The sequence below is a fragment of the Flavobacterium sp. HBTb2-11-1 genome (assembly GCF_009826975.1).
GTDB lineage: Bacteria > Bacteroidota > Bacteroidia > Flavobacteriales > Flavobacteriaceae > Flavobacterium.
In genome coordinates this window covers 349258-371024 of the sequence record NZ_WUMO01000007.1, presented here as the reverse complement: position 1 = coordinate 371024, position 21767 = coordinate 349258, and the positions used below count along the sequence as shown (strand labels likewise).

21 protein-coding genes are annotated in these 21767 nt (G+C 33.2%); 9 read left to right on the top strand and 12 right to left on the bottom strand.

Going from position 1 to position 21767, the window contains the following annotated elements; all coding sequences use genetic code 11:
* Positions 1–243 (top strand): hypothetical protein (locus GR162_RS22325; protein WP_237421386.1); only part of this gene is annotated, 243 nt, incomplete at its 5' end.
* 244 nt (positions 244–487) lie between these two features.
* Here the strand turns inward: GR162_RS22325 and GR162_RS17490 are convergent.
* Positions 488–1723: an ABC transporter permease gene (locus tag GR162_RS17490; RefSeq protein ID WP_160783164.1), complete on the bottom strand. Its 1236-nt coding sequence runs from the start codon at positions 1721–1723 to the stop codon at positions 488–490.
* 89 nt (positions 1724–1812) lie between these two features.
* Positions 1813–2307 carry a YkgJ family cysteine cluster protein gene (locus GR162_RS17485; RefSeq protein WP_066033485.1) on the bottom strand — a complete coding sequence of 165 codons (495 nt, stop codon included), beginning with the start codon at positions 2305–2307 and terminating at the stop codon, positions 1813–1815.
* 72 nt (positions 2308–2379) lie between these two features.
* Between GR162_RS17485 and GR162_RS17480 the strand changes: the two genes are divergently transcribed.
* Together GR162_RS17480 and GR162_RS17475 are read left to right on the top strand one after the other, a co-directional pair.
* Positions 2380–3087, top strand: a complete 708-nt coding sequence (locus GR162_RS17480; protein ID WP_160783163.1) for a bifunctional 2-polyprenyl-6-hydroxyphenol methylase/3-demethylubiquinol 3-O-methyltransferase UbiG — start codon at positions 2380–2382, stop codon at positions 3085–3087.
* Between the two features lie 16 nt (positions 3088–3103).
* Positions 3104–3649 carry a YfiT family bacillithiol transferase gene (locus GR162_RS17475; RefSeq protein WP_160783162.1) on the top strand — a complete coding sequence of 182 codons (546 nt, stop codon included), beginning with the start codon at positions 3104–3106 and terminating at the stop codon, positions 3647–3649.
* 78 nt (positions 3650–3727) lie between these two features.
* Here GR162_RS17475 and GR162_RS17470 read toward each other — a convergent pair whose 3' ends face one another.
* From GR162_RS17470 to GR162_RS17435, 8 genes are all read right to left on the bottom strand, one after another.
* Positions 3728–4360 carry a 7-carboxy-7-deazaguanine synthase QueE gene (locus GR162_RS17470; protein ID WP_160783161.1) on the bottom strand — a complete coding sequence of 211 codons (633 nt, stop codon included), beginning with the start codon at positions 4358–4360 and terminating at the stop codon, positions 3728–3730.
* Between the two features lie 100 nt (positions 4361–4460).
* Positions 4461–6128: a lipopolysaccharide assembly protein LapB gene (locus GR162_RS17465; protein ID WP_160783160.1), complete on the bottom strand. Its 1668-nt coding sequence runs from the start codon at positions 6126–6128 to the stop codon at positions 4461–4463.
* 16 nt (positions 6129–6144) lie between these two features.
* Positions 6145–7068: a PstS family phosphate ABC transporter substrate-binding protein gene (locus tag GR162_RS17460; protein WP_160783159.1), complete on the bottom strand. Its 924-nt coding sequence runs from the start codon at positions 7066–7068 to the stop codon at positions 6145–6147.
* A gap of 2 nt (positions 7069–7070) precedes the next feature.
* The gene (locus GR162_RS22320) at positions 7071–7298 is read right to left on the bottom strand and encodes a hypothetical protein (RefSeq protein WP_008464973.1); all 228 of its coding nucleotides are present in this window, start codon (positions 7296–7298) and stop codon (positions 7071–7073) included.
* The gene (locus GR162_RS17450; protein ID WP_160783158.1) at positions 7298–8101 is read right to left on the bottom strand and encodes an energy transducer TonB; all 804 of its coding nucleotides are present in this window, start codon (positions 8099–8101) and stop codon (positions 7298–7300) included. The genes GR162_RS22320 and GR162_RS17450 overlap by 1 nt, the downstream gene beginning before the upstream one ends.
* Positions 8102–8139: 38 nt before the next feature.
* Entirely contained in the window at positions 8140–8700 is a 561-nt protein-coding gene (locus tag GR162_RS17445) for a biopolymer transporter ExbD (RefSeq protein ID WP_066033479.1), read from the bottom strand.
* Positions 8701–8718: 18 nt separating this feature from the next.
* Positions 8719–9330, bottom strand: coding sequence for a biopolymer transporter ExbD (locus GR162_RS17440; RefSeq protein WP_066033478.1), 612 nt, complete (start codon positions 9328–9330; stop codon positions 8719–8721).
* Between the two features lie 43 nt (positions 9331–9373).
* The gene (locus tag GR162_RS17435) at positions 9374–10198 is read right to left on the bottom strand and encodes a MotA/TolQ/ExbB proton channel family protein (protein ID WP_008464979.1); all 825 of its coding nucleotides are present in this window, start codon (positions 10196–10198) and stop codon (positions 9374–9376) included.
* A 379-nt stretch (positions 10199–10577) separates the two neighbouring features.
* Between GR162_RS17435 and GR162_RS17430 the strand changes: the two genes are divergently transcribed.
* Complete coding sequence (locus tag GR162_RS17430) at positions 10578–12095, top strand: helicase HerA-like domain-containing protein (RefSeq protein WP_160783157.1); 1518 nt, start codon at positions 10578–10580, stop codon at positions 12093–12095.
* Between the two features lie 96 nt (positions 12096–12191).
* On the opposite strand, the gene GR162_RS17425 is transcribed toward GR162_RS17430, so the two are convergent.
* On the bottom strand, positions 12192–13535 hold the full coding sequence (locus GR162_RS17425; RefSeq protein ID WP_160783156.1) for an NAD(P)/FAD-dependent oxidoreductase: 1344 nt from the start codon (positions 13533–13535) through the stop codon (positions 12192–12194).
* Between the two features lie 214 nt (positions 13536–13749).
* On the opposite strand from GR162_RS17425, the gene GR162_RS17420 reads away from it, so the two are divergent.
* The 5 genes from GR162_RS17420 (at position 13750) to GR162_RS17400 (ending at position 19199) form a co-directional block, all read left to right on the top strand.
* Positions 13750–14343, top strand: a complete 594-nt coding sequence (locus tag GR162_RS17420) for a GNAT family N-acetyltransferase (RefSeq protein WP_008464984.1) — start codon at positions 13750–13752, stop codon at positions 14341–14343.
* 63 nt (positions 14344–14406) lie between these two features.
* Positions 14407–15201, top strand: a complete 795-nt coding sequence (locus GR162_RS17415; RefSeq protein ID WP_160783155.1) for a helix-turn-helix transcriptional regulator — start codon at positions 14407–14409, stop codon at positions 15199–15201.
* Between the two features lie 75 nt (positions 15202–15276).
* Positions 15277–16785 carry a serine hydrolase gene (locus GR162_RS17410; RefSeq protein ID WP_160783154.1) on the top strand — a complete coding sequence of 503 codons (1509 nt, stop codon included), beginning with the start codon at positions 15277–15279 and terminating at the stop codon, positions 16783–16785.
* A gap of 362 nt (positions 16786–17147) precedes the next feature.
* Positions 17148–18596, top strand: a complete 1449-nt coding sequence (locus GR162_RS17405) for a serine hydrolase domain-containing protein (protein ID WP_160783153.1) — start codon at positions 17148–17150, stop codon at positions 18594–18596.
* A 159-nt stretch (positions 18597–18755) separates the two neighbouring features.
* Entirely contained in the window at positions 18756–19199 is a 444-nt protein-coding gene (locus tag GR162_RS17400) for a hypothetical protein (RefSeq protein ID WP_160783152.1), read from the top strand.
* Positions 19200–19315: 116 nt separating this feature from the next.
* Here GR162_RS17400 and GR162_RS17395 read toward each other — a convergent pair whose 3' ends face one another.
* Complete coding sequence (locus tag GR162_RS17395; protein ID WP_160783151.1) at positions 19316–21706, bottom strand: penicillin acylase family protein; 2391 nt, start codon at positions 21704–21706, stop codon at positions 19316–19318.
* Between the last annotated feature and the right edge of the window lie 61 nt (positions 21707–21767).

Here is a 21767-nt window from a genome sequence, read left to right as displayed (position 1 = left end):
AAGTTTACATTTTGGATATTTTTCACCGCACGTAAGGTTTTTCCTGATTCAGCTGCGTTTTTGACATTTTTAGGCGCCTCCCGTTTCTCGATTTTGGAGAGTTTTCATCTTTTCCATCTTTTCCATCTTTTTTCTGCGAAGATTTCAGGCCTAAAAGTTTCCTTTTCCATCTTTTTCACTCCCGCAGAGGCCGCAAAGCAGCCCAGTTTTGCAAAAATCTTCATCTGGAAACCGAGTCCCTAGCCCCGATAGGAGCGGAAATCCTTTTTAGGCCGGGGTTCGGCCCAAAAAGATTGAAGCGCATAGCGGGAAAAAGCTCCTGATTATTACCGAAATCCCAATCTTTTAAATTCCAAATTCCAAAACTTTAAAAGACTTCAGTTGCGGTCTGAATGGCAAATGAGGCTTTCTCCTTATATATGTATACAAAAAAACAAACCCGACAGGTTTTGGAAAACTGTCGGGTTATACATATTGATTTCATTGCCTAATCGAAGCGGATGGCTTTTACTGGAGATATTTTCGTTATTATATACGAAGGAATTAATAACACCAAAAAGCAGACAGTAATAGTTAGCAAGTTTAATAAGAGTATATAAATCCAATTCAGATAGACCGGAGCCTGATTCACATAATAATTTTCAGGATTGAGCTGGATTATTCCAAATTGCTGTTGAATTAAAAGAATTGCAATTCCAATCAAATTCCCCCAAAACAGTCCTCTAAGAATTAAGTAGAAGGCATTGTACAAAAATATCTTACGGACTGACCAGTTATTTGCTCCCATAGATTTTAGAATACCAATCATTTGTGTTCTTTCTAAAATAAGAACCAAAAGCGCCACTACCATATTAATTGTCGCAACTAAAATCATAACCCCTAGAATGATGATGATATTAAAATCAAACAATTGAAGCCAGTCAAAAATATAACTGTATTTTTCCACAATGGTTTTTGTATCGAGATTAGAGGAAGTTGATTCGTAAATTTTATTCCCTACAGCTTTTATTTCATTAAAATCTTTGACAAAAATCTCAAATGCCCCAATTTGATCTTCATTCCATTTATTGATTCTCTGAATATGCCGAATGTCACCAATTATATAAGTAGCATCAAAATCTTGAAAACCCGAATTAAATATAGCTGCAATTTTAAATCGGCGACTATTTGGCAGTTTACCTTGTTCTTCTTTTATAAAAAAGGTATTGAACTCGTCTCCTATTTTCAAATTTAAGCGATCTGCCAGAAATCTTGAGATAATAACATCTTCATTCAATGCTTTAGTAAAATCTGGCAATTTACCTTCTACAATATATTCCTTTATATTATTCCAATCGTAATCTGCTCCAACTCCTTTGAAAATAATTCCTTCAAATGCATTTTCTGTTCTTATAATTCCAGCTTTACTTGCGACTGCCTGAATATGGCTAACTTCTGGAACCGTTTTAAAATTGGGATAGAAATCTTGTTTCTTCGAAATTGGCACTGTTGTAACTTCTGAATTATTATTATCATAATTAGAAATTATAATCTGACCATTGAATGCCGAAACTTTGTCACGAATCTTTTTCTGCAAACCTATTCCTGTCGCTACGGAGACTATCATCATAATAATTCCGATTGCAATTGCAGAAATAGCAATTTTTATAATGGGCGCCGAAATACTGCTTTTGTAATCTTTTGCAGTAATAAGTCTTTTGGCTATAAAATATTCTAAATTCAAGTTATAGTTATTTAAATTATTCCTTTCTCAAAAGTACGCCTTAAAAAAGGAAATTTGAGATGTTCTTGTAAACAATTGCCAGTTTTGATTTATAAAGGCAATTTCTTTTTCATTTCTTCCACTATATTATATGCCGCTGGACAAATTTCGACGTTTTTCAAAGTTAAGTTTGAAATCTGATAAAATTTGTTTCGATCTGTGTGTGGAAATTCGCGACAGGCTTTTGGACGAACATCATAAATCATGCAATAGTTTTCATTATCCAAAAAAGTACAGGGAACACTTTTCAAAACATAATCTTTGTCTTCATCAATTCGCAAATATTGATCAATAAATTGCTGTGGCTTTTGTCTAAAATGTTTTGAAATCCTCTCGATATCTGCCAAGGTAAATAATGGCCCCGTTGTTTTACAGCAATTAGCACATTTTAAGCAATCCGTTTTCTTAAATTCAGCATCGTGCAAATCCTGCATAATGTAATCTAAATTTTTTGGCGGTTTCTTTTTAAGCTTATCGAAATACTTTTTATTCTCGTTATGCTTATCTTTGGCTAACTTACTTAAGTTATTTAAAATCTGTTTCAAGTTTAATATTTAAAGTTGATTTGCAAAATTAAACAACTTTGAACTTGAAACCTTAAACTTTGAACTAAAACAATGAAAGATCTTTTTGGGAAAGCAATATTTGATTTTTACACCAAAAACTCGCCTGAAGATATTATCACCGAAACTTCGATTTCTGAAGAAGACGAAATGAGTGTCGAATATCTTTTCCGCACTTATAACGAAATGCCTAAAATTGAGCAAAAGGCTTTACAATTGGCTAAAGGAAAAATATTAGATGTAGGATGTGGCGCCGGAAGCCATGCTTTATCATTGCAAAATGAACGCAGTCTAGATGTAACCGCCATTGACATTTCAGAAAAAGCAGTTGAAACCTGCCGTCTTAGAGGAATAAAAAATACTAAAGTTGAAAACATTTTAGACTTTGAAGGAGAAAAATTTGATACAATTCTACTTCTAATGAATGGAACAGGTATTTTTGGCCAGCTAAAAAACTGCAACAAATATTTATCTAAATTAAAATCTCTTTTAAATCCTGGTGGACAAATTTTAATTGACAGTTCTGACATCATTTATATGTTTGATGAAGATGAAGACGGCGGCAAATGGATTCCGTCTGAAAATGACTATTATGGCGAACTTGTTTTTAATATTAGCTATAAAGGAGAAAAAGAAGAACCTTTTGACTGGTTATATTTAGATTACAACACACTCCAAAATGCAGCAATTGCCAACGGTCTTAACTGCGAACTTATTCTCGAAGGAGAACATTACGATTATTTAGCTAAACTTTCCATTTAAAACAAACCATAAAACTATGAATGAACTAGATTTAGAGAAATTAAAATATCCTATTGGGAAATTTACAGCCCCAGAACAATATTCTACAGAATATCTTTCTGAAAAAATCAAAGAAATTGAAACTCTCCCTGAAAAACTAGCAAAAGAAACGATTCATTTAACCGACGAACAACTGGATACTCCTTATAGACCTGGCGGATGGACAGTAAGACAAGTTATTCATCATTGTGCCGAAAGCCATATGAACTGCTACGTTCGCCTAAAATGGGCTTTGACAGAAAATAATCCTGTAATTAAGCCTTATGACGAAGTGCTTTGGTCTGAATTAAGCGACAATCTGACAATGCCAATCCAACCAACTCTAGATTTACTGAAAGGTCTTCATTTCAGATTGGGCTATATAATGCGAAGTTTATCAACATCTGATTTAGAGAAAACTTTTATACATCCTTCTGATAATTCAGAAATTAAACTCAAGAGAATGATCGGAATGTATGCTTGGCACGGAAATCATCATTTAGCACACATTACCACTTTGAAAAATTATAAAAATTGGAAATAATAAAATGTGTTTACTTTTTACACAGCTTGTATACTTCCGTAAAACAAAAAATCTCTTCGTGTGAAGAGATTTTTTGTTTTACGGAATGTTAAGATACTTATGCGTTTGTAATGAAACTCTCCATTTTGGATTATTCATGACGTAATCAACAATAAGTGGAGTCATTTCTTCTTTTTTACTCCATTCTGGCTGAAGGAATAAAATTGCATTATCATTTACTAATTCTGCTTGCTCTTCTGCAAAAATAAAATCGTGTTTATTGTAAATAATCACTTTTAGCTCATGAGCGTTATCATAGACAGTTTGTGTTGGCAGTTTATTCTTTTTAGGCGAAAGACAAATCCAGTCCCACGTTCCTGATAACGGAAAAGCTCCAGAAGTTTCAATATGTACTTTTAAATTTTTCTCTTTTAAACGTTGTGTCAAAAGAGTCATATCCCAAGATAAAGGTTCTCCACCTGTCACAACAACTGTATCTGCATATTTTGCAGCATTTTCAACAATTAAATCTACTTTCGTTGGAGGATGAATCTCGGCATTCCAGCTTTCTTTCACATCGCACCAATGACATCCCACATCACATCCACCAATTCTAATAAAGTAAGCCGCTCTTCCTGTATGCGAACCCTCTCCCTGAATGGTATAAAATTCTTCCATCAAAGGAAGCATTGCTCCTTTATTTACTTCTAATTGTATTTCTTTCGGTAACATTATATTATTTTAAGAGTGCAAAGATAGTCAATAATATACGGAACAAAAAAACCGATAGTTTATTGAACTATCGGTTTTCTATTATTTTCAAAAATCTAAATTATTTTAAAGATTTTATAGATTGTGTCGCATATGAATTTGCTGGATCTAAAACTAAAGTTTTATTGAAATATTCAACAGCTTTAGCTTTATCTGTATTAGCATAAGCAGCACCAATACTGTTGTAAGCTTCAATAATTTTCTTAGTTACAGCTGGCTTCGCTACTTCTTCAGGACCTTTAGCTGTAATTTTAGTAACATACTCTTCGTAGTTTTTAATGATCATATCATCTTTGTCTAATAAAGTATTAATTCTTCCTTTATACAAATATGCTTCATCATAATTAGGAGCAGTAGTTAAAATTTTATCAAAAGTTGCATCCGCTTTTCCTAAAGCTACTGCATCACGGCTCTCTTTTGGTTTACTAGCATTACCGTAGTATAAAGAAATTCCATAATAAACGCTGTCATCTAAGTAGTTTTTAGACTCAGGATTATTTGCTCCAAGTTCAAAAATAGCCGCCGCTTGCGCATATTGTTTTTTACCAAATAATTCTTTCCCAAAATCTGCAAATTCTTCTACTACTAGAGGTTCTAATTCAATAGCTTTTTTGATATCAGCTAAACCTGCATCAAAAGATGCTTGATTTACTGTACCATCAGCAGCAGTTCCTTTTTTAATTTTAGCCAATCCTAAGTAGTAGTAATCTCTCCCAATAACTTTGTTTCCTGGCGCTTTGATATAATCTTCTATAGATTTAATTGCTACATCAACATTACCATTTTCGTAAGCCGCATAACCTAAATATCTGTAAATTCTAGGATTTACTTTATCTTGAGCAATCATTTTGTTTGCAACAGTTTCTAGCTGTTTGTAATCTTTTACCAAGATTAAGAAATCTGCATGACGCATTTTAGAATCAAGCGAGTAATCTGTCAAACTTAAATACTTCTCGTAGTTTGTAATTGCATTTTGCAAATTAACTTTAGCAGTAGAAGGTTTATTTCTAGCCCATTTGTAATATGTCTCAGCTAATTCTCTGTAAACTGGCCCATAATTAGCATCTAATGCGATAACTTCATTGAATGATTTAATTGCTTCATCATAAGATTTAGCCCCTTTTAATAAGACACCTAACTGCATTTTTGCTCTCAATAAAGTATTGTCAGCAGTAAATGCATCACGGTATGCTTTGTAAGCATCATTTTGATTGTTTGCTCCATAGTAAGCATCTCCAATTGCTAATAATGCTTGTGCATTCTGCGGATCAACTAATAAAGCGCGTTTTAAAACTTCAATAGCATTTTTATAATCTGGATTTTCAGAGTTCATATATGCTCTAGCGATATAAATAAATTCATTTATATCTTTTTTTCTCATGTCTTTAGTAGCTAAAGCAAAATTTGCTTGAGCAGCTGCAGTGTTTTTTGCATCAAGATCTAATTGACCTAAACCAATATAGTTTAAGTTTTTCTTATCTGAAGCCTGCAATCCGTTATTATAATAAATTTTAGCAGAGTCAACTACAGATTGGTTTAAATACACATTCCCTAGCACAAAATTTGCTTCTCCATCTGAAGGTTTAGCTTTGATGATTGATTTAAGAATGTTTTTCGCTTTATCAAATTGTTCAGCATCAATTGCCTTCTTTGCTTGGTTGATGTCTTGCGCTTTTGCCGCAGTGGCCGAGGCAACTAATGCAAGACTAAAAATTTTAAATTTATTCATCTTTATCGTAATTAATTTATTCTTTATCTTTTATAATTTCACTTCTAATTTTTAATTTACGCCCTGGTGTTTTATATGGCAGTAAACCAGATTTCAAGACTATTCGCTGGCCAATATCTCCAGCTATGAATGAAGCAAACCCCATTCCAAGACCTGAATAACCTTGACAATTGATAATAAACAAATCACGTGCCAAAGGATATTTCTCCTCTCCAAGGTCATTTTGCGTTGGACTGTAGTATCCACCACCATTAAGTCCTTGTACACTTAAGACATTTATATTCTTGATTGTTTCTGTCATGTCAGGAGTTGGCTGATACAACCAATTTACTCCAATAACCCCAATCATTCCATCATTTTCAGAAACAAATTTTATTACTTCGTTATTTGTTTTAAAAGAGAAAACGCCAGCTTTTGGAACTTCATTTACCTTAGCTAATTCTTTCATGTAGCGAACAGTACTTGAATTAGGATTATCAAAAACGAGTCCTTTAATCTTACCATCCGGTTTTCCCTGAATAAAATCGATTACACTTTTCAACGCAATAAGAGTATCATTATTGCTTTTGTTTGAAATAAAAGCAACTGCATCACGTGCAAAAGGCGTCACTCTAGGATTAATTTTGCTTTTTTCAAAACGAGTCTTCTCTTGTGGAGTCAGATCTCGAGTTGTGATGACAACTTTAGCTTTTTGATTTAATAAATCATTAATTACTTCAGCTTCTGATTTGGGCTTTACTGTAATTTTTGCATCATAGTAAGTTCCTTCAAAAACAGCAACCTGATCGTCTACGATTTGTTTTACAGTTTCATCAACTGTAATATCAAGTGATCCTTTTAAAATGGTTTCTTTTTCAGCTTCATTTTTGCTTTTTTGGTTGCACATCGCAAACAAAAAGACAAAAACCATCAAACCTAAAGCCTTACTATATTTCAACATAATTATTCTTTTGAATTAATTAATCTTAAAAATCTTATTCCAGAATACACAATCAGTAATCCTCCAAAAGCATATCTGTATTTAGGTTCCATATTCAGTGGGAGCTTTTCCCAAAACATAATCATTAAACCGAGTACAAGATATATTAAAAAAAACAGTATTCCTAAAACAAGAAGAAATCGCTCTTTGAGCGATTTCTTCTGAATATTATTAAGCATATCTTTTAACATTATTCTGCAGATTGAATAGTAATAGGAAGCGAGTATAATACCCTAACTTTTTTACCATTTTGCTCGCCGGGAGTCCATTTTGGACATTTTTTAAGAACACGAATTGCTTCTGCTCCTGTACCGTAACCGATATCTCTTAAAACTTTAATATCTGTTAACGACCCGTCTTTTTCAACTACAAACGTAACGTAAACTTTACCTTTTAAACCTTCTTCTTCTGGAGTTTTGTAATTATTACCTACGAACTTGTAGAATTTATCAATACCTCCTGGAAAGTCTGGTTTTACTTCGATACCAGCTGTGTTGTATACAGTGTTATCTTCTTGAACCACCTCTGCTACTGGTCCTTTACCAACTGGCTCATCAACAGTTAAAACTGCATCTGGATCACCTTTGATAGTCTCAGCACCAACTTTTTTGTCTTTTAAATCAACAATTTTTGGTGGGTCTTCAGTTACTTCCTCCGCTTTTGCAACCACAGGTTTTACGAATTTTACCTGATCCACTTTTGGTGGCGGTGGCGGTGGCGGTGGTGTATTTGGTTTAATTTCCTCTTTTTTCTTTGGAGGTAATTTTACCGTTGCAATCTTAATATCGTTGTTTACCTCTTCTTCTGAAGAATCAGGTAAGAAACTTGCAATAAGAGGAGCAGCAACTGCAAAACTGAAAATAAGAGAACCGATAACAAGTGCTTTCACAGTTGTTTTTCCGTTCGATTTTCTCAGCTCGTATGCTCCATATATCTTATTACGACCTTCGAATACGATATCAAGCCACTGATTTTTTATAATATCTAATTTCATTTTTCTTGATTTTTAAGTTGACAAAACTAAGATTGCTCTTATTTTTTATCTATCAATTTCGTTTCCTCTGGTGTAAACTCTGGAACAATCGCATAAGTTTCAACTCCAGTGATAGCCATCTCATCTAAGATATCAACCAAATTACGGTAATTTGATTTCTTAGTTGGTTTAATGATCACAATGATTCCGTTTTTAGGTTTCCCTAAAGCTGCAGAATAAGCTAAAACATTTTTTTTCTGTTTAAGTAATTCTTTACGGATACCATCTTTACCATATGCAATGTCTTTTGGCCCTACTTTCGGTGTCGCTAATAATCCCATATAGTAAACCATTTTATTATCGCCACCTAACATTACTGTCATGGTACGATTTTCGTCTACTTTAGTATCAACTTTTGGTTTATTTGGATCATCCTCTTTATCAGGCAACGACAAATCCATCGATTGAGGTTTTGACAACGAAGTAGTTAACATAAAGAATGTGATCAATAAGAATGCCAAATCCACCATAGCCGTTAAATCGACTTTCGAATTCTGCTTCTTGCTTCTTACTTTACCACCTTTACCACCACCGCCGTCGCCGGTATTTAATTCAGCCATTTAGTGTATATTTTTTAATTAAAAGTCTTTCCCTCTCGTACCTGTAACTAAGTTAAAGGAATTGATTTTCTGATCTTGTAAGATATCCATAATCTTTTTGATTTTTGGATATTCTTCCTTCGCATCTCCTTTAATAGCAATCTGCAATTCTTTGTCATCTAAATCAATTGTAGCTCTTCTAGAAATAAGAAGCCATTCTTTTAATTGATTATCTAATGAATCCAAAGGAATTCCAGGTTGATTTGCTTTGGTTCTGTCCGCCGCTTTCATATCAATGATCTGCTTTAAACCTGTAACTGGCACACCGAAGTCGTCCATAAGAGCAAATTTGGTTTTATCTTCTTCAGAGAAATTAATACCATATTTTGCACCTATTCCTTCAAGAGTTCTTTTACGAATCTCTCTTCCTTTGATGTCAAAAAATACTTTTCCTTTTCCTACTGTAATAATAGCCAAATCTGTATCTGGCAATTTAGTTTGTACAGTAGATGCTGGAGTATCTACAGGAAGTGCCTCTGGCACTTTAGCAGTAGCGGTCAAAATAAAGAACGTCAGCAAAAGGAACGCTACATCACACATCGCAGTCATATCTGTCGATGTAGACTTTTTTTTCATTTTTATTTTAGCCATTATCTTTTATTTTATTTTTTTGATATTAAATATCAAAAATTAATTATTGTCTTAAACTTCCTCTGAATTTTCTGTAAGTATTCACGATTGTAGTACCAGCCTCATCGATAGAGTAAGTTAAATCGTCAATTTTAGCAGTAAAGAAGTTGTAAGAAACAATCGCTAAGATAGAAGTAGAGATACCTGTAGCAGTATTGATAAGTGCCTCAGAGATACCTGTTGCAAGAGCAGCTTGGTCAGGAGTACCAGCAGAAGCTAACGCACCAAACGCTTTAATCATACCAGATACAGTTCCTAATAATCCTCCTAATGTACCTAAAGATACTAAAGTAGAGATAATAGTCATATTTTTCTCTAACATTGGCATTTCTAATGAAGTTGCCTCTTCAATTTCTTTGTGGATTACTTCTGAAGCTTCTTCGCTGTTGAATCCTTCTTTCTTAACATCTTGGTATTTCACTAAAGCTGATTTAATTGCATTTGCAACTGAACCTTGTTGTTTGTCGCAAGAAGCGATAGCAGCTTCAATGTTTCCTTCTTTAATACTACCTTGAACACTTTTCATGAATTTGTCAAGGTTAGTTTTTCCAGCAGCTTTACCGATAACAATAAATCTTTCAATAGAAAAAACAACAACCATTAAAAACATACCTAATAATACTGGTACGATGAAACCTCCTTTATATACTTGTCCTAATGTATTGATTGGATGTCCTGTTTCTGGATTACCTCCTTCGAAGTTCGCAGAATCCCCCATGATTACTTTCCAAATAAACACCCCTACTAAGATACACGCTACAATAATGATTCCTGTGATCATTCCTCCGCCATTTGAAGTGCTTTCTTTTTTAACTTTAACGTTTGCCATTTTTTTTAATTTTAATAGTTTTAAATAATTTTTATTTTTTAGTTATATTTAACTTGTAGAGGAGCAAATTTATACGTTTAGTTTAAATAAAAAAACTTTTTTTAATTTAATTGACCGAAATTTAACTTCAAATTAAAAAATATCTCATTAAATTGGTCGCATCATTTTTTAGATAAAACAAAAAAAAGGACGATAATTAGAAAAATTACAACGTTTTAGTAAATATTCAAAGATTCCTTTGATATCTTCTTAAAAAGCTGAGAATTTTTTTTTTATTAATTTTTCAATCAAAAAAAGCTTTTTCTTACTAAAAAAAACCACATAAAAAGCGCCCAAAAACAAAGCAATATTCATAACAATCTAAATTACAAATAAAAACATGAATAAAAAAGAGAATTTTATTGCAGACATAAATACTGGGTATTCATCTAAGGGAGACAGCATCATACTTGGAGGTGCAATTCTTGATGGTGAGCCAATTGCAGAAGCGCATGTCAAAATTCCACTAAAAACTTTAAATCGTCACGGGTTAATTGCTGGCGCAACTGGAACAGGAAAAACGAAAACAATTCAGGTTTTTTCTGAACAGCTTTCTAATGCAGGAATTCCTGTATTGATGATGGATATTAAAGGAGACTTTAGTGGTATTGCAAAAGAAGGTAAAGAAGAAGGTTTCATTACAGAACGTCATGCTAAAATTAATGTACCTTATAATGTAGCCGCATTTCCTGTTGAATTGATGTCTTTATCCAAACAGAATGGAGTACGCCTTCGCGCCACTGTTTCTGAGTTTGGACCTGTTTTATTTTCTCGAATTTTAGATTTAAATGATACTCAGGCCGGGGTCGTTGCGGTTATCTTTAAATACTGTGATGATAACAAGATGCCTTTATTGGATTTAAAAGACATTAAAAAAGTAATTAATTATATTACTGAAGAAGGCAAAGACGAAATCGCTGCCAGTTATGGAAAAATTTCGACTGCCACAACTGGAACTATTCTTAGAAAGATTATAGAATTGGAACAGCAAGGCGGTGATTTGTTTTTTGGTGAATTGTCTTTTGAGACTGATGATTTGATGCGAATTGATGAAAACGGAAAAGGTTATGTAAATATCATCCGCTTGACGGATATTCAGGATAAACCAAAATTATTCTCGACTTTTATGTTAAGTCTTTTGTCCGAAATTTATCAGAAGATGCCAGAAAAAGGAGATGCAGATCAGCCTGAATTGGTAATCTTTATTGACGAAGCACATTTAATTTTTAATGAAGCCAGCAAAGCACTTTTAGAGCAGATTGAAACAATCGTAAAATTGATTCGTTCAAAAGGTGTCGGACTTTATTTTGTTACCCAAAATCCAATGGATGTTCCAAGCGGTGTTTTGGCTCAGTTAGGATTAAAGATTCAGCATGCGCTAAGAGCTTTTACAGCAAATGATCGTCAGGCGATTAAAAAAACAGCGGACAACTACCCTACTTCTCCTTATTATAAAACAGACGAATTATTAACGAGTTTAGGAATTGGAGAAGCTTTAGTAACAGCATTAAATGAAAAAGGTATCCCAACTCCGCTTGTTGCTACTATGATGCGCGCACCAATGAGCAGAATGGATGTTTTATCTCAATCTGAAATTGAAGAAATAAACGGCAAATCAAAATTAGTTAAGAAATACGCTGAAGAAATTGATCGCGAGAGTGCTTTTGAAATTTTAAACAAAAAACTGACGGAAGCAGCAGAAGCCGCAGCTCAACAAGAAGAACAAGCTCCTGCTAAATCATCAAAATCAGGACCTAGCACTACAGAAGTTGTCACGAAATCTGTTTTGAAAGTTGTAACAAGCGCAACTTTTATAAGAGGTGTTTTTGGTGTCTTGACCAAAATCTTTAAGAAATAAAAAACTAAACCATCTAAATATAAAACCCGACAAATTCTTGCAAATCTGTCGGGTTTATTATTTTGTATAAAGTTTATACTTATATAGGTATAAAACTTAGGCCTGCTCCAATAATGTCAAAATTCTCTTTTCGACTTCTGGACCATTCCAAATGTTTTCGATATTGTCCATTTTAAGAACTTCTTCCATGATTCCGTTTTGATAATCTCCGATTGCTAAAGCTTCGGCATATGGTCGATCACTGAAAGTAACACGGCTATAAAGCGGAATCCATTTGTCTGGATGTTTGTCTGAAAAGACTTTTTCTATTTTCTTTTGCAGCAAGAATTTTTCATCTGCTGTTTTGGTACTCATTTCTAAGAAATTTCGATACGAAAGTTCTGCAATCGCATCTGCATTAGGTTTTCTTGAGATTTGATATTCTGTAAATATTTTTTTCCAATCGTCTTGGTACTTTTCAATCATTTCGCTCAAAACGGTTATATCTTCAAATCCAGCATTCATACCTTGTCCGTAAAAAGGAACAATAGCATGACAAGCATCTCCAATCAAAGCAATTTTGTTTTCGTACGTCCAAGGGAAACATTTCATGGTAACCAAAGTACTAGTTGGATTTTTAAAGAAATCATTTGCCAGTTCTGGAATTACTTCAATCGAATCTGGAAAGTTTTTCTCGAAGAAATCTTCAACCATTTTACGGTCGGTTAGCGATTCAAAAGAATTTTCTCCTTCAAAAGGCATAAATAAAGTGCATGTAAAACTTCCATCAAGATTAGGAAGTGCAATTAACATGTACTCGCCTCTTGGCCAAATATGAAATGAGTTTTTATCTAATTTATGTGTTCCGTCTGGATTTGCTGGAATGTTCAATTCTTTATAACCCATATTCAAAAATTCTTGAGAATAATTAAACATGCTCTGACGCTGCATTCTGTGACGAATTCTAGAAAAGGCTCCATCAGCACCAAAAACCATATCAAATTTTCTTTCTTCCCACTCTCCCCTTTCGCTTTCGCCAATATGAAGTGTCGCATCGCTCAAAGTAACGTCCCAAACTTTTTGTTCAAAATGAAATTCGGCTCCAGCTTCTTCTGCCAGATCTATCATTTTTCTGTTTAATGTTCCTCTTGAAATAGAATATATGGATTCGCCTTCTTGTCCGTAATTCTGAAAATTGAGTTTGTCTACCAAATGAATCGCGCGTTTATCCATCGGAATTGCAATTTCTCTAACTGCATCGCCTACGCCAACTGCATCCAAAGCTTTCCAGCCACGGTTGGACATTGCTAAATTAATAGAACGGCCAGAAAAATTTATATTTCTAATATCGGGGCTGCGGTCATAGACATGAACAGTGTGACCAGCTCTTTTAAGATAAATTGCCAGAAGCGACCCTACAAGTCCAGAACCAACAACTGCAATTTTTAATGATGTTTGCATCGAGGAAAATCTAATATTGGGTCGTAAAAATAACTAATAATTGTACATGAGCCTTAAAATAAACGAACAAATGTTGTAAATATTCATTTCCGAAGATTTACCTCGTTTTTTAGTAATTTAAAAATATAACAAAATGTTATTTTATTAAATTTATTTACAAAAATTAAACAATTAGTTTTGTGCTAAATTATTCCATAAGTTAAACTCAAAATTCATGAACAGCGAAATTCTAAAGTCAGACATTATATTAGAAAATGAAATAGTGCTTTTAGTCCCATTTGAAAGCAAAAGAAACATAGAACTCAAGGAAATTATTTTTGATGATGAAATCTGGAAGTATATGGGAATGTATGTTCGTAACGATGAAGATTTTGAAAACTATATAAAAAGTACATTAAAACAAAAAGCAGACGGAATTTGTTATCCATTTCTTATTATTGACAAAGCCACAAACCGAGTTGCTGGAAGCACGCGTTATGGTTATTTGAATCACGCAAGCCAAAAATGTGAAATTGGGTGGACGTGGTACGGCAAAGATTTTCAGGGAACTGGTTTAAACAAAGCGTGTAAATATGAATTATTGAATTTTGGTTTTGAAAATATTCAATTTCGAAGAATACAATTCAGTGCCGATCTTGAAAATTTAAGATCTCAAAAAGCTATTGAAAAATTAGGCGCCGTAAAAGAAGGCGTTTTTAGAAACAATTATGTCGATTCTGAAGGGAAAAGTAAAGATGATGTTTATTTCAGTATTATTTTGGAAGAATGGCAGAATAGTAAACGAGATAATTTTGGAGAGTTTGTTTAAAACAATAACTCAGAAAAACTGTATTTTAGTCTGCGATTTTAAACTATTACATCACAGACTAAAATGCAGTTATACTCCGAACATTATGTAAATTCTAAAACGGAACGATTCGTCAATAAAATTTGGTGTTTGGACAACAGCATTGGCGAAAGCCTGATCGAAAACAAACTTGTTCTGCCAAACGGCTGTTTCAATCTCGCTTTTGTAACTGGAAATTCCATCGAAGTTCATACGAGTAAAGCCAAATATGAGATGAACGAAGGTGTTTACTTTTGTTCGCAAATGACTAATAAAGTTCTGGTCAATATTTATCCGAAAACAAAAGTTACCATCATTCAGTTTCATACATGGACACTTTCGATGTTTCCTAAATATGATTTGAGCAATTTTACCGATTCCATCATCAAAATTAATCCCGAAGAGCTACCCTTTAAAATTCAGATTGGCTCCGATATAGAAATTATATTAAATACAATAAATACTTATTTTGAAGCTTTATCTGATTTGCATTCAGAGAAAAATATAATTGAAAAAATCTGCGAAATTATTAAAAGTCAAGATTCCGAAATTTCGGTTTCAGAAATCAGTACAGCATTAAAAATTTCACAGCGATTGCTTCAGATTAAGTTTAAAACGGCAACTGGATTAACAATTAAAAAATATATTCAGATTTTAAAGTTTCGAAAATCTGTTGATCAAATGGTGAATTCTGATTTAGAAAAATTGAAACTGACCGATATTGCACTTTACAATAAATATTTTGATCAATCCCATTTTATAAGAAAGTTTAAAGATGTAACGAAAACGACTCCCAAAACATTCGATCCAAATTCATATTTTCTTTCTCATAAAAGATAAGTTTTCGCATTTGTACAATTTTGCGAGTTTTGATTGATTTACTTTTGCAGAATCATCAATCAATAATCAATCACAATGAAAATCAATTCATCTCTTTTTCAATTAAAATTTCTTTTAATTGGAATTTTATTCTTTCAAAGCCAACTTGGATTTTCTCAGGAGGAAAAAAGTTCAGCTTTATATAAAACCATTATGTCAAAAGACAGTCTTCTTTTCAACATTGGTTTTAATACCTGCGATGTAAAACAATTTGAAAATCTTTATACTGAAGATTTTGAATTTTACCACGACAAAGACAGTATTTCTGATAAGGCAAGATTTCTAAAAACATTTCAAAATGGCATCTGTTCTCCAACAAGAAAATATAATTATAGGAGAGAATTAATAGATGGAAGCACAGAAATTTATCCTTTATACAAAAATGGCGTTTTATATGGTGCCATTCAAATGGGAATGCATCGTTTTTACGAAAGTTCTGTTGGAAATAAGGAACAAGCTGGAAGTTTTGCCAAATTTACCCATTTATGGCTTTTAAAAAATAAAGAATGGAAACTAGCCAGATCGCTGAGTTATAATCATCAAATGACAAGTTCTAGTGCTGGAATATCAAATCTTTTTGACAATGATCAGGAAACCGAAAAATGGCTTAAAGAAAATAATGTTCCCGCTTTGGGAATTGGAATTATTGAAGACGGAAAACTAAAACAGGTAAAAGTTTTTGGCGAACTCAAAAAAGGCATATCTGCACCATATAATACAATTTGGAATGTGGCTTCGCTAACAAAACCTGTAACTGCTATAACTGTTTTAAAATTAGTAAGTGCCGGAAAATGGGATTTGGACGAACCGCTTTATAAATATTGGACTGATCCAGATATTGCGAAAGATCCTTATTTAAAATTACTGACCACGAGAATTGTTTTGAGTCATCAAACGGGTTTTCCAAATTGGAGAACTTTTAATGAGTCCAAAAAGTTAGATTTCAAATTTAAGCCCGGAACTCAATATCAGTATTCTGGAGAAGGATTTGAATATTTGCGAAAAGCTCTGGAGAAAAAATTCCACAAAACATTAAATCAATTGGCTTTAGAATTAGTTTTTGAACCTTTAAAAATGACCGATTCTCAATTGATCTGGAATGATAAAATTGATCTTTCGAGATATGCCATCAATTATGACAAAAACGGCAATGCTTACGAACCAACTAAAAATAAATCGGCAAATGCAGCCGATGATTTATTGACCACGATTGGAGATTATGGCAGATTTTTATCGAGCGTTATGAATAGCGAAGGATTAAGCAAAAAAGTTTTTGAAGATATGATTTCGCATCAAGTTCAGACCAAAAAGAACAAATATTTTGGTTTAGGTTTTGAAATCTACGATTTAGGAAATGAAAACTATGCTCTATCTCATGGCGGCGCAGATCAAGGCGTTCAGACTATTTTTATTTTGCTTCCCAAAACGAAACAGGGTTTGGTAATTTTTACCAATGTCGATGATGGCTATAAAGTTTACGAAAATATTGTGGTGCATTATCTCGGAGAAAACGGTAGAAAAATAGTCGATATCGAAACAAAATAATTTTCCACTTCAATCAGATATTAATTTTAATCTGAAAACATGCTAAAATTATTTATCCTTTTATTATTATACATAAGTAAAATTTTAACTGCTTAATAGCATTAAAAATATTTGTTAGTTATGAGCATAGACCAAGTTTTAAAGCAACAGGTCTGTGCTCTACTTTTTTATATTCTGAAAAAAATGAACTTTTCGTGAAACCAAATCGCAAATCAATCGTCTAAAGTTTTAAGACATCTATTTATTCCGTAAAAAAAATCATATTTTTGATTAATACACTGAATATCTTTTTGTTATAGAGTTTCAATCATCAATCAAAAAGCGAATCATTTTCACCAATCTTAAACCATAATCAATCCATTATGAAAAAATCAATCAAACTTATTGCACTTTTTGTTGCCTTCCAGCTTACGGCATTCAGCACATTTGCTCAAGATAAAGCGCAGCAAATCGAACAGCTTTTAAACAAATACAATGAATACGGACAATTTAACGGTTCTGCTTTAGTAGCCGAAAACGGAAAGGTAATTTTTAAAAAAGGATTTGGCTCTGCCAACATGGAATGGAATATTCCGAATCAGCCTGATACTAAATTCAGATTGGGTTCAATCAGTAAACAATTTACTGCTCTTTTGATTGTAAAACTGGCAGAAGAAGGAAAAATCAAACTAGATGTTCCTATTACTAGTTATCTTCCGGATTATCCAAAGGAAAATGGCGATAAAATTACGATTCATCATTTATTGACTCATACCTCTGGAATTCCAAATTATACCAATGCACCAAATTTTCTAAAAGAAAAAGCAAGAAATCCTTATACTCCAGAAGCTTTTGTAAAAACATTTTCTAGTCTTCCGCTAGATTTTGCTCCGGGCGAAAAGTTCAACTATAGCAATTCCGGTTATTTTCTATTGGGCTATATTATCGAAAAAATTACTGGCAAATCGTATGAGCATAATCTTCAAGAAACGATTTTTACACCTCTAAAAATGGTTAATACTGGTTACGATCATAGCGAGGTTATTATAAAAAATAGAGCTGCAGGTTATGAAAAAGAAGGAAAGAAAATTGTCAACGCTCCTTATCTTGACATGAGCATTCCGTACGCCGCTGGATCTTTGTATTCTACTGTAGAAGATTTGTATTTATGGGATCAAGCACTTTATACTAATAAATTGCTTTCTGAGAAAAGCATGAATTCTTTATTTAAACCTTACATTAAAGCATGGAATGGTTTTTACGGATACGGATGGTCAACTTATGAAGTGCCAAACGGAAACGATAAATTGACTGTTGTGGAGCACGGTGGTGGCATCAACGGATTTAATACTATTATTTCGCGTATTCCTAAAGACAAGAATCTTGTTGTTTTATTGAATAACACTGGCGGAACTGTTTTGGGAGAAATGAATACAACAATTCGCGCTATTTTATACAACCAGCCTTTTAATCAGCCCAAAAAATCATTGGCTCTTGACTTATTAGATATTTATAATGAAAAAGGTGCAACGGCTGGAACAGAAGCCTACAAAAAGCTAAAAAACGATCCAACCTATGCCATTAAAGAAGGTGACATGAATAGAGTTGGATATCAATTATTGCAAACTGGAAAAAAGAAAGAAGCGATTGAGGTTTTCAAAATCAACGTAGAAGCTTTCCCTAAATCTGGAAATGTTTATGATAGTTTAGGTGAAGCGTATTTGGCTGATGGAGATAAAAAACTAGCGATGGTCAACTATAAGAAATCTGTTGAATTGGATCCTACAAATGAAGGCGGGAAAAAAGTTTTGGAAGAGCTTTCTAAAAAATAAAGGCAAATAATTGTAGATTAAATTCTTATAAATGGCTCCGAAAAAGTAGATATAAAATCTATTTTTTCGGAGCTTTTTTGTTACAACTTGGGACATTCAACCTGATGATTTATTTTTCTAAAGTACTATTTTAGCTCACCCAAAATAACTGAATGACCTATGAAAAATCTAAAAAATCACAGTTTCTTAGCTGTATTGTTATGTCTTTTTATTTCTTCTAAATCTTTATCGCAAAACAGTCAGCCACTGATGCCGAGTCAGCAGAACAAAATTATAATAGACAGAATTGTTGAGGCAACTTGCTATAAAAATTATGTGATTGATTTCTGCCTTTCAAAAATAAATGAGGCTTCGGCAAAAGAAGGCTGGAACGAACAAAAAGCTATGGAAATTACCCAGAGCATCAATTACAAAAATTTCAGAGATGCCATCTACAATAGTTTTGTTGTTTTTGATGAAGTTGAATTGGAAATTTTATTAAAAGCTTACGAAAAAGACACCGCTTATCAGTCCCAAAATGTAATGACCAATAATAAAGTGCTTATTAATAATCTAAACATTTTTGCTGATGATATTGTGAAGGGGAAATATCTTTTGAAATAAGGTTCAGAGGTACAAAGTAACAAAGGAGCAAAGTTTTTCTTTGCACATATATCTTTGTCAAAGTTTTAAACTTTGACAAAGGTTATAACTTGAAACTTCAAACCTGAAACCAAAAACTATTTCTTAGGTTTCAAAACCAATTTCGTAGAAGTTTTCACGATTTCGTCTTTATTCAGTTTCATTTTTCTGAACTTTCCTGCGTTGTACATTTCGGCTTGATCGTCGTAATGTTTGCTGAAAGGATTTCCAGACTGTCCTGTTGGTAAAATGCTCCAGCTATTTTCTACATCGGCAAAATCGACAATTCTTCTTGTTGAAGGTCCGCCTTTGGTGTAATATTTTCCTTCATCATTAAATCCGAAGAATAAATTATTGATTACTTCATTTGAACCTGGAGAATTGAAAGGCCCAACATTAAACAATCCGCGAAGTGCTTTGACTTTTCCTAAAGGATGTTCGTGTTCTACAGTATGTACTTTACCCCAATTCCATTCTGAGATATTTTCTCCTAACTGATTTTGCAATGCGGCAACTGCGTCATGAAAAGATTTTGAAACAACTTCTGTTCTGGTTTCTTTTATATTTTTTGTTTTGATATTATCCCACCAAACCGAATTTTCGTTTTTTATCTGATTGGCAACAACTTGTTTTCCTACAGAAATCCCCAAAAACAAATTGAAATTGTCTTTGCCCATTTCGTCTTCAAAAGTATTTTTTAGATATAAATAAATCCATTTGTTGTAAATCGTTGGCGCCACATCTTCTAAATTGGTCGTTCCTTTCCAAGATTTTAAAGCATTTATTACTTCTTTTTCTTTATTAGAAAGCGATTTATTGTCTAAACTTGCAATCAAATTTTTAACAACCTCAACGGCAACATCAGAAGTATTGTCATAAATCATTTTGCTGATGGCTTCCTTGTCCCAATCTGATTTTGCGTCTAAAATTCCCGAAATTCTTTTGGCGCGATCTTCTGGCAGATAATATCCCGGATATAAATAACCATTGTCTATAGCTTCAGGCTGATTATTGGCAGAATAAACATATCCCCACGCAGGATTTTCAGCTGATGGATTTTGCTCAAAATCTAAAAATTTGGTAATATCATCTTTTCCGCTTGAACCGTCTAAAATTAAATGTGTATTAACGCCTTCATTGTGTCTGTACAATTTCCCGCTTGCCCACCAAGCCACATTTCCTTTGGCATCTCCGTACATTACATTCAGCCCAGGAGCAGCAATTAGGCTAACAGATTTTTTAAAATCAGTAGTGTTTTTAGCATGCGAAAGACCATAAGCAGCATCAAGAATCAAGATTGGCTCTCTTGTATAAGTCCAAGACATTGCGATTGGATTTTTCTTTTCCAAATTAGCGACAAAATCATTCATAACTGGTCCGTGACGCGTAATCTTAACTGTCAAAACAACATCTGAAGAATCTTTTACTTTTATTGTTTTTTTTCTGATTTCGTACTTGCTGAATCCTGTCGGTGTCTGATATTGAGAAGCATCGTCTATTTTGTTTTTTTCTTGATAAAAATCGATATCATCATTTTCAAACATCGTCAAACCATAAGCATAATCTCTATTGTGTGCCAAAAGCGGAAACGGAGTTCCTGCCAAATAACAGCCATATAATTCATGTGTTGGAGTTACCAAATGTGCTTCGTACCAAGTTGCAGGCTGCGAAAATCCGATATGTGGATCATTAGCAAAAATAACTTTTCCTGTTTTCGATTTATGTGGACCAACAACCCAACTATTGCTTCCAACAAATGACGGAATCGGAGACTGATCCAACATGGCAGTTATAGATTTTGAAATCTCAGTGTATTCTTCAGTTTTCTCTTTTGAGATTTTAATTTTTGTATTATTAAATTCTCCTTCAATACCCAAATCTTTCAAATAAGCAACGCCATATTTATTTTTAATTTCTGTCAGCAATGGATCTGTTTTCTGTGCCATAGCAAAACTAAAAGACATATAACCAAAAATATTATAAACGTCTTTTATGGTAAACTTCTGCTTTTTTACGCCAACCAAAGTAAATTCTATCGGAGTTACTCCTTCTTCGAGATATTGATTAATTCCGTCCAGATAAGCTTGAGTGAGTTTATAGCTTTCGCTGTTTTTATCCAATTTTGCAATGGCTTTCGCCGAAGCTTCTTCAATTCCGATTCCAGCAAAAAATTTATCATTCTTTAGCGCAACTCCACCAAAAATTTCAGAAAGACGTCCTGGCGCAATTCGTCGTAATAATTCCATTTGCCACAATCTTTCTTGCGCATGCACATAACCAAGTGCCGTCATGGCATCTTTTTCAGAATCTGCATAAATATGAGGCACTCCAAAATCATCAAAATAGACTGTTGTTTCTTTATTAAGATTTTTTAATTCTAATAAACCTTCGTACTTAGGCTTTAAATGAAAAATATAGGCGCACAAACCAATCGCAAGAATTACTATAAGAACCAATAAGGCCAGCAGGATTTTTTTAATTATTCTCATATTCTGAAAAAGGATGAAATTTGTAATAATGTAATTTTTCTAAAAAATCTTATAAGAGACA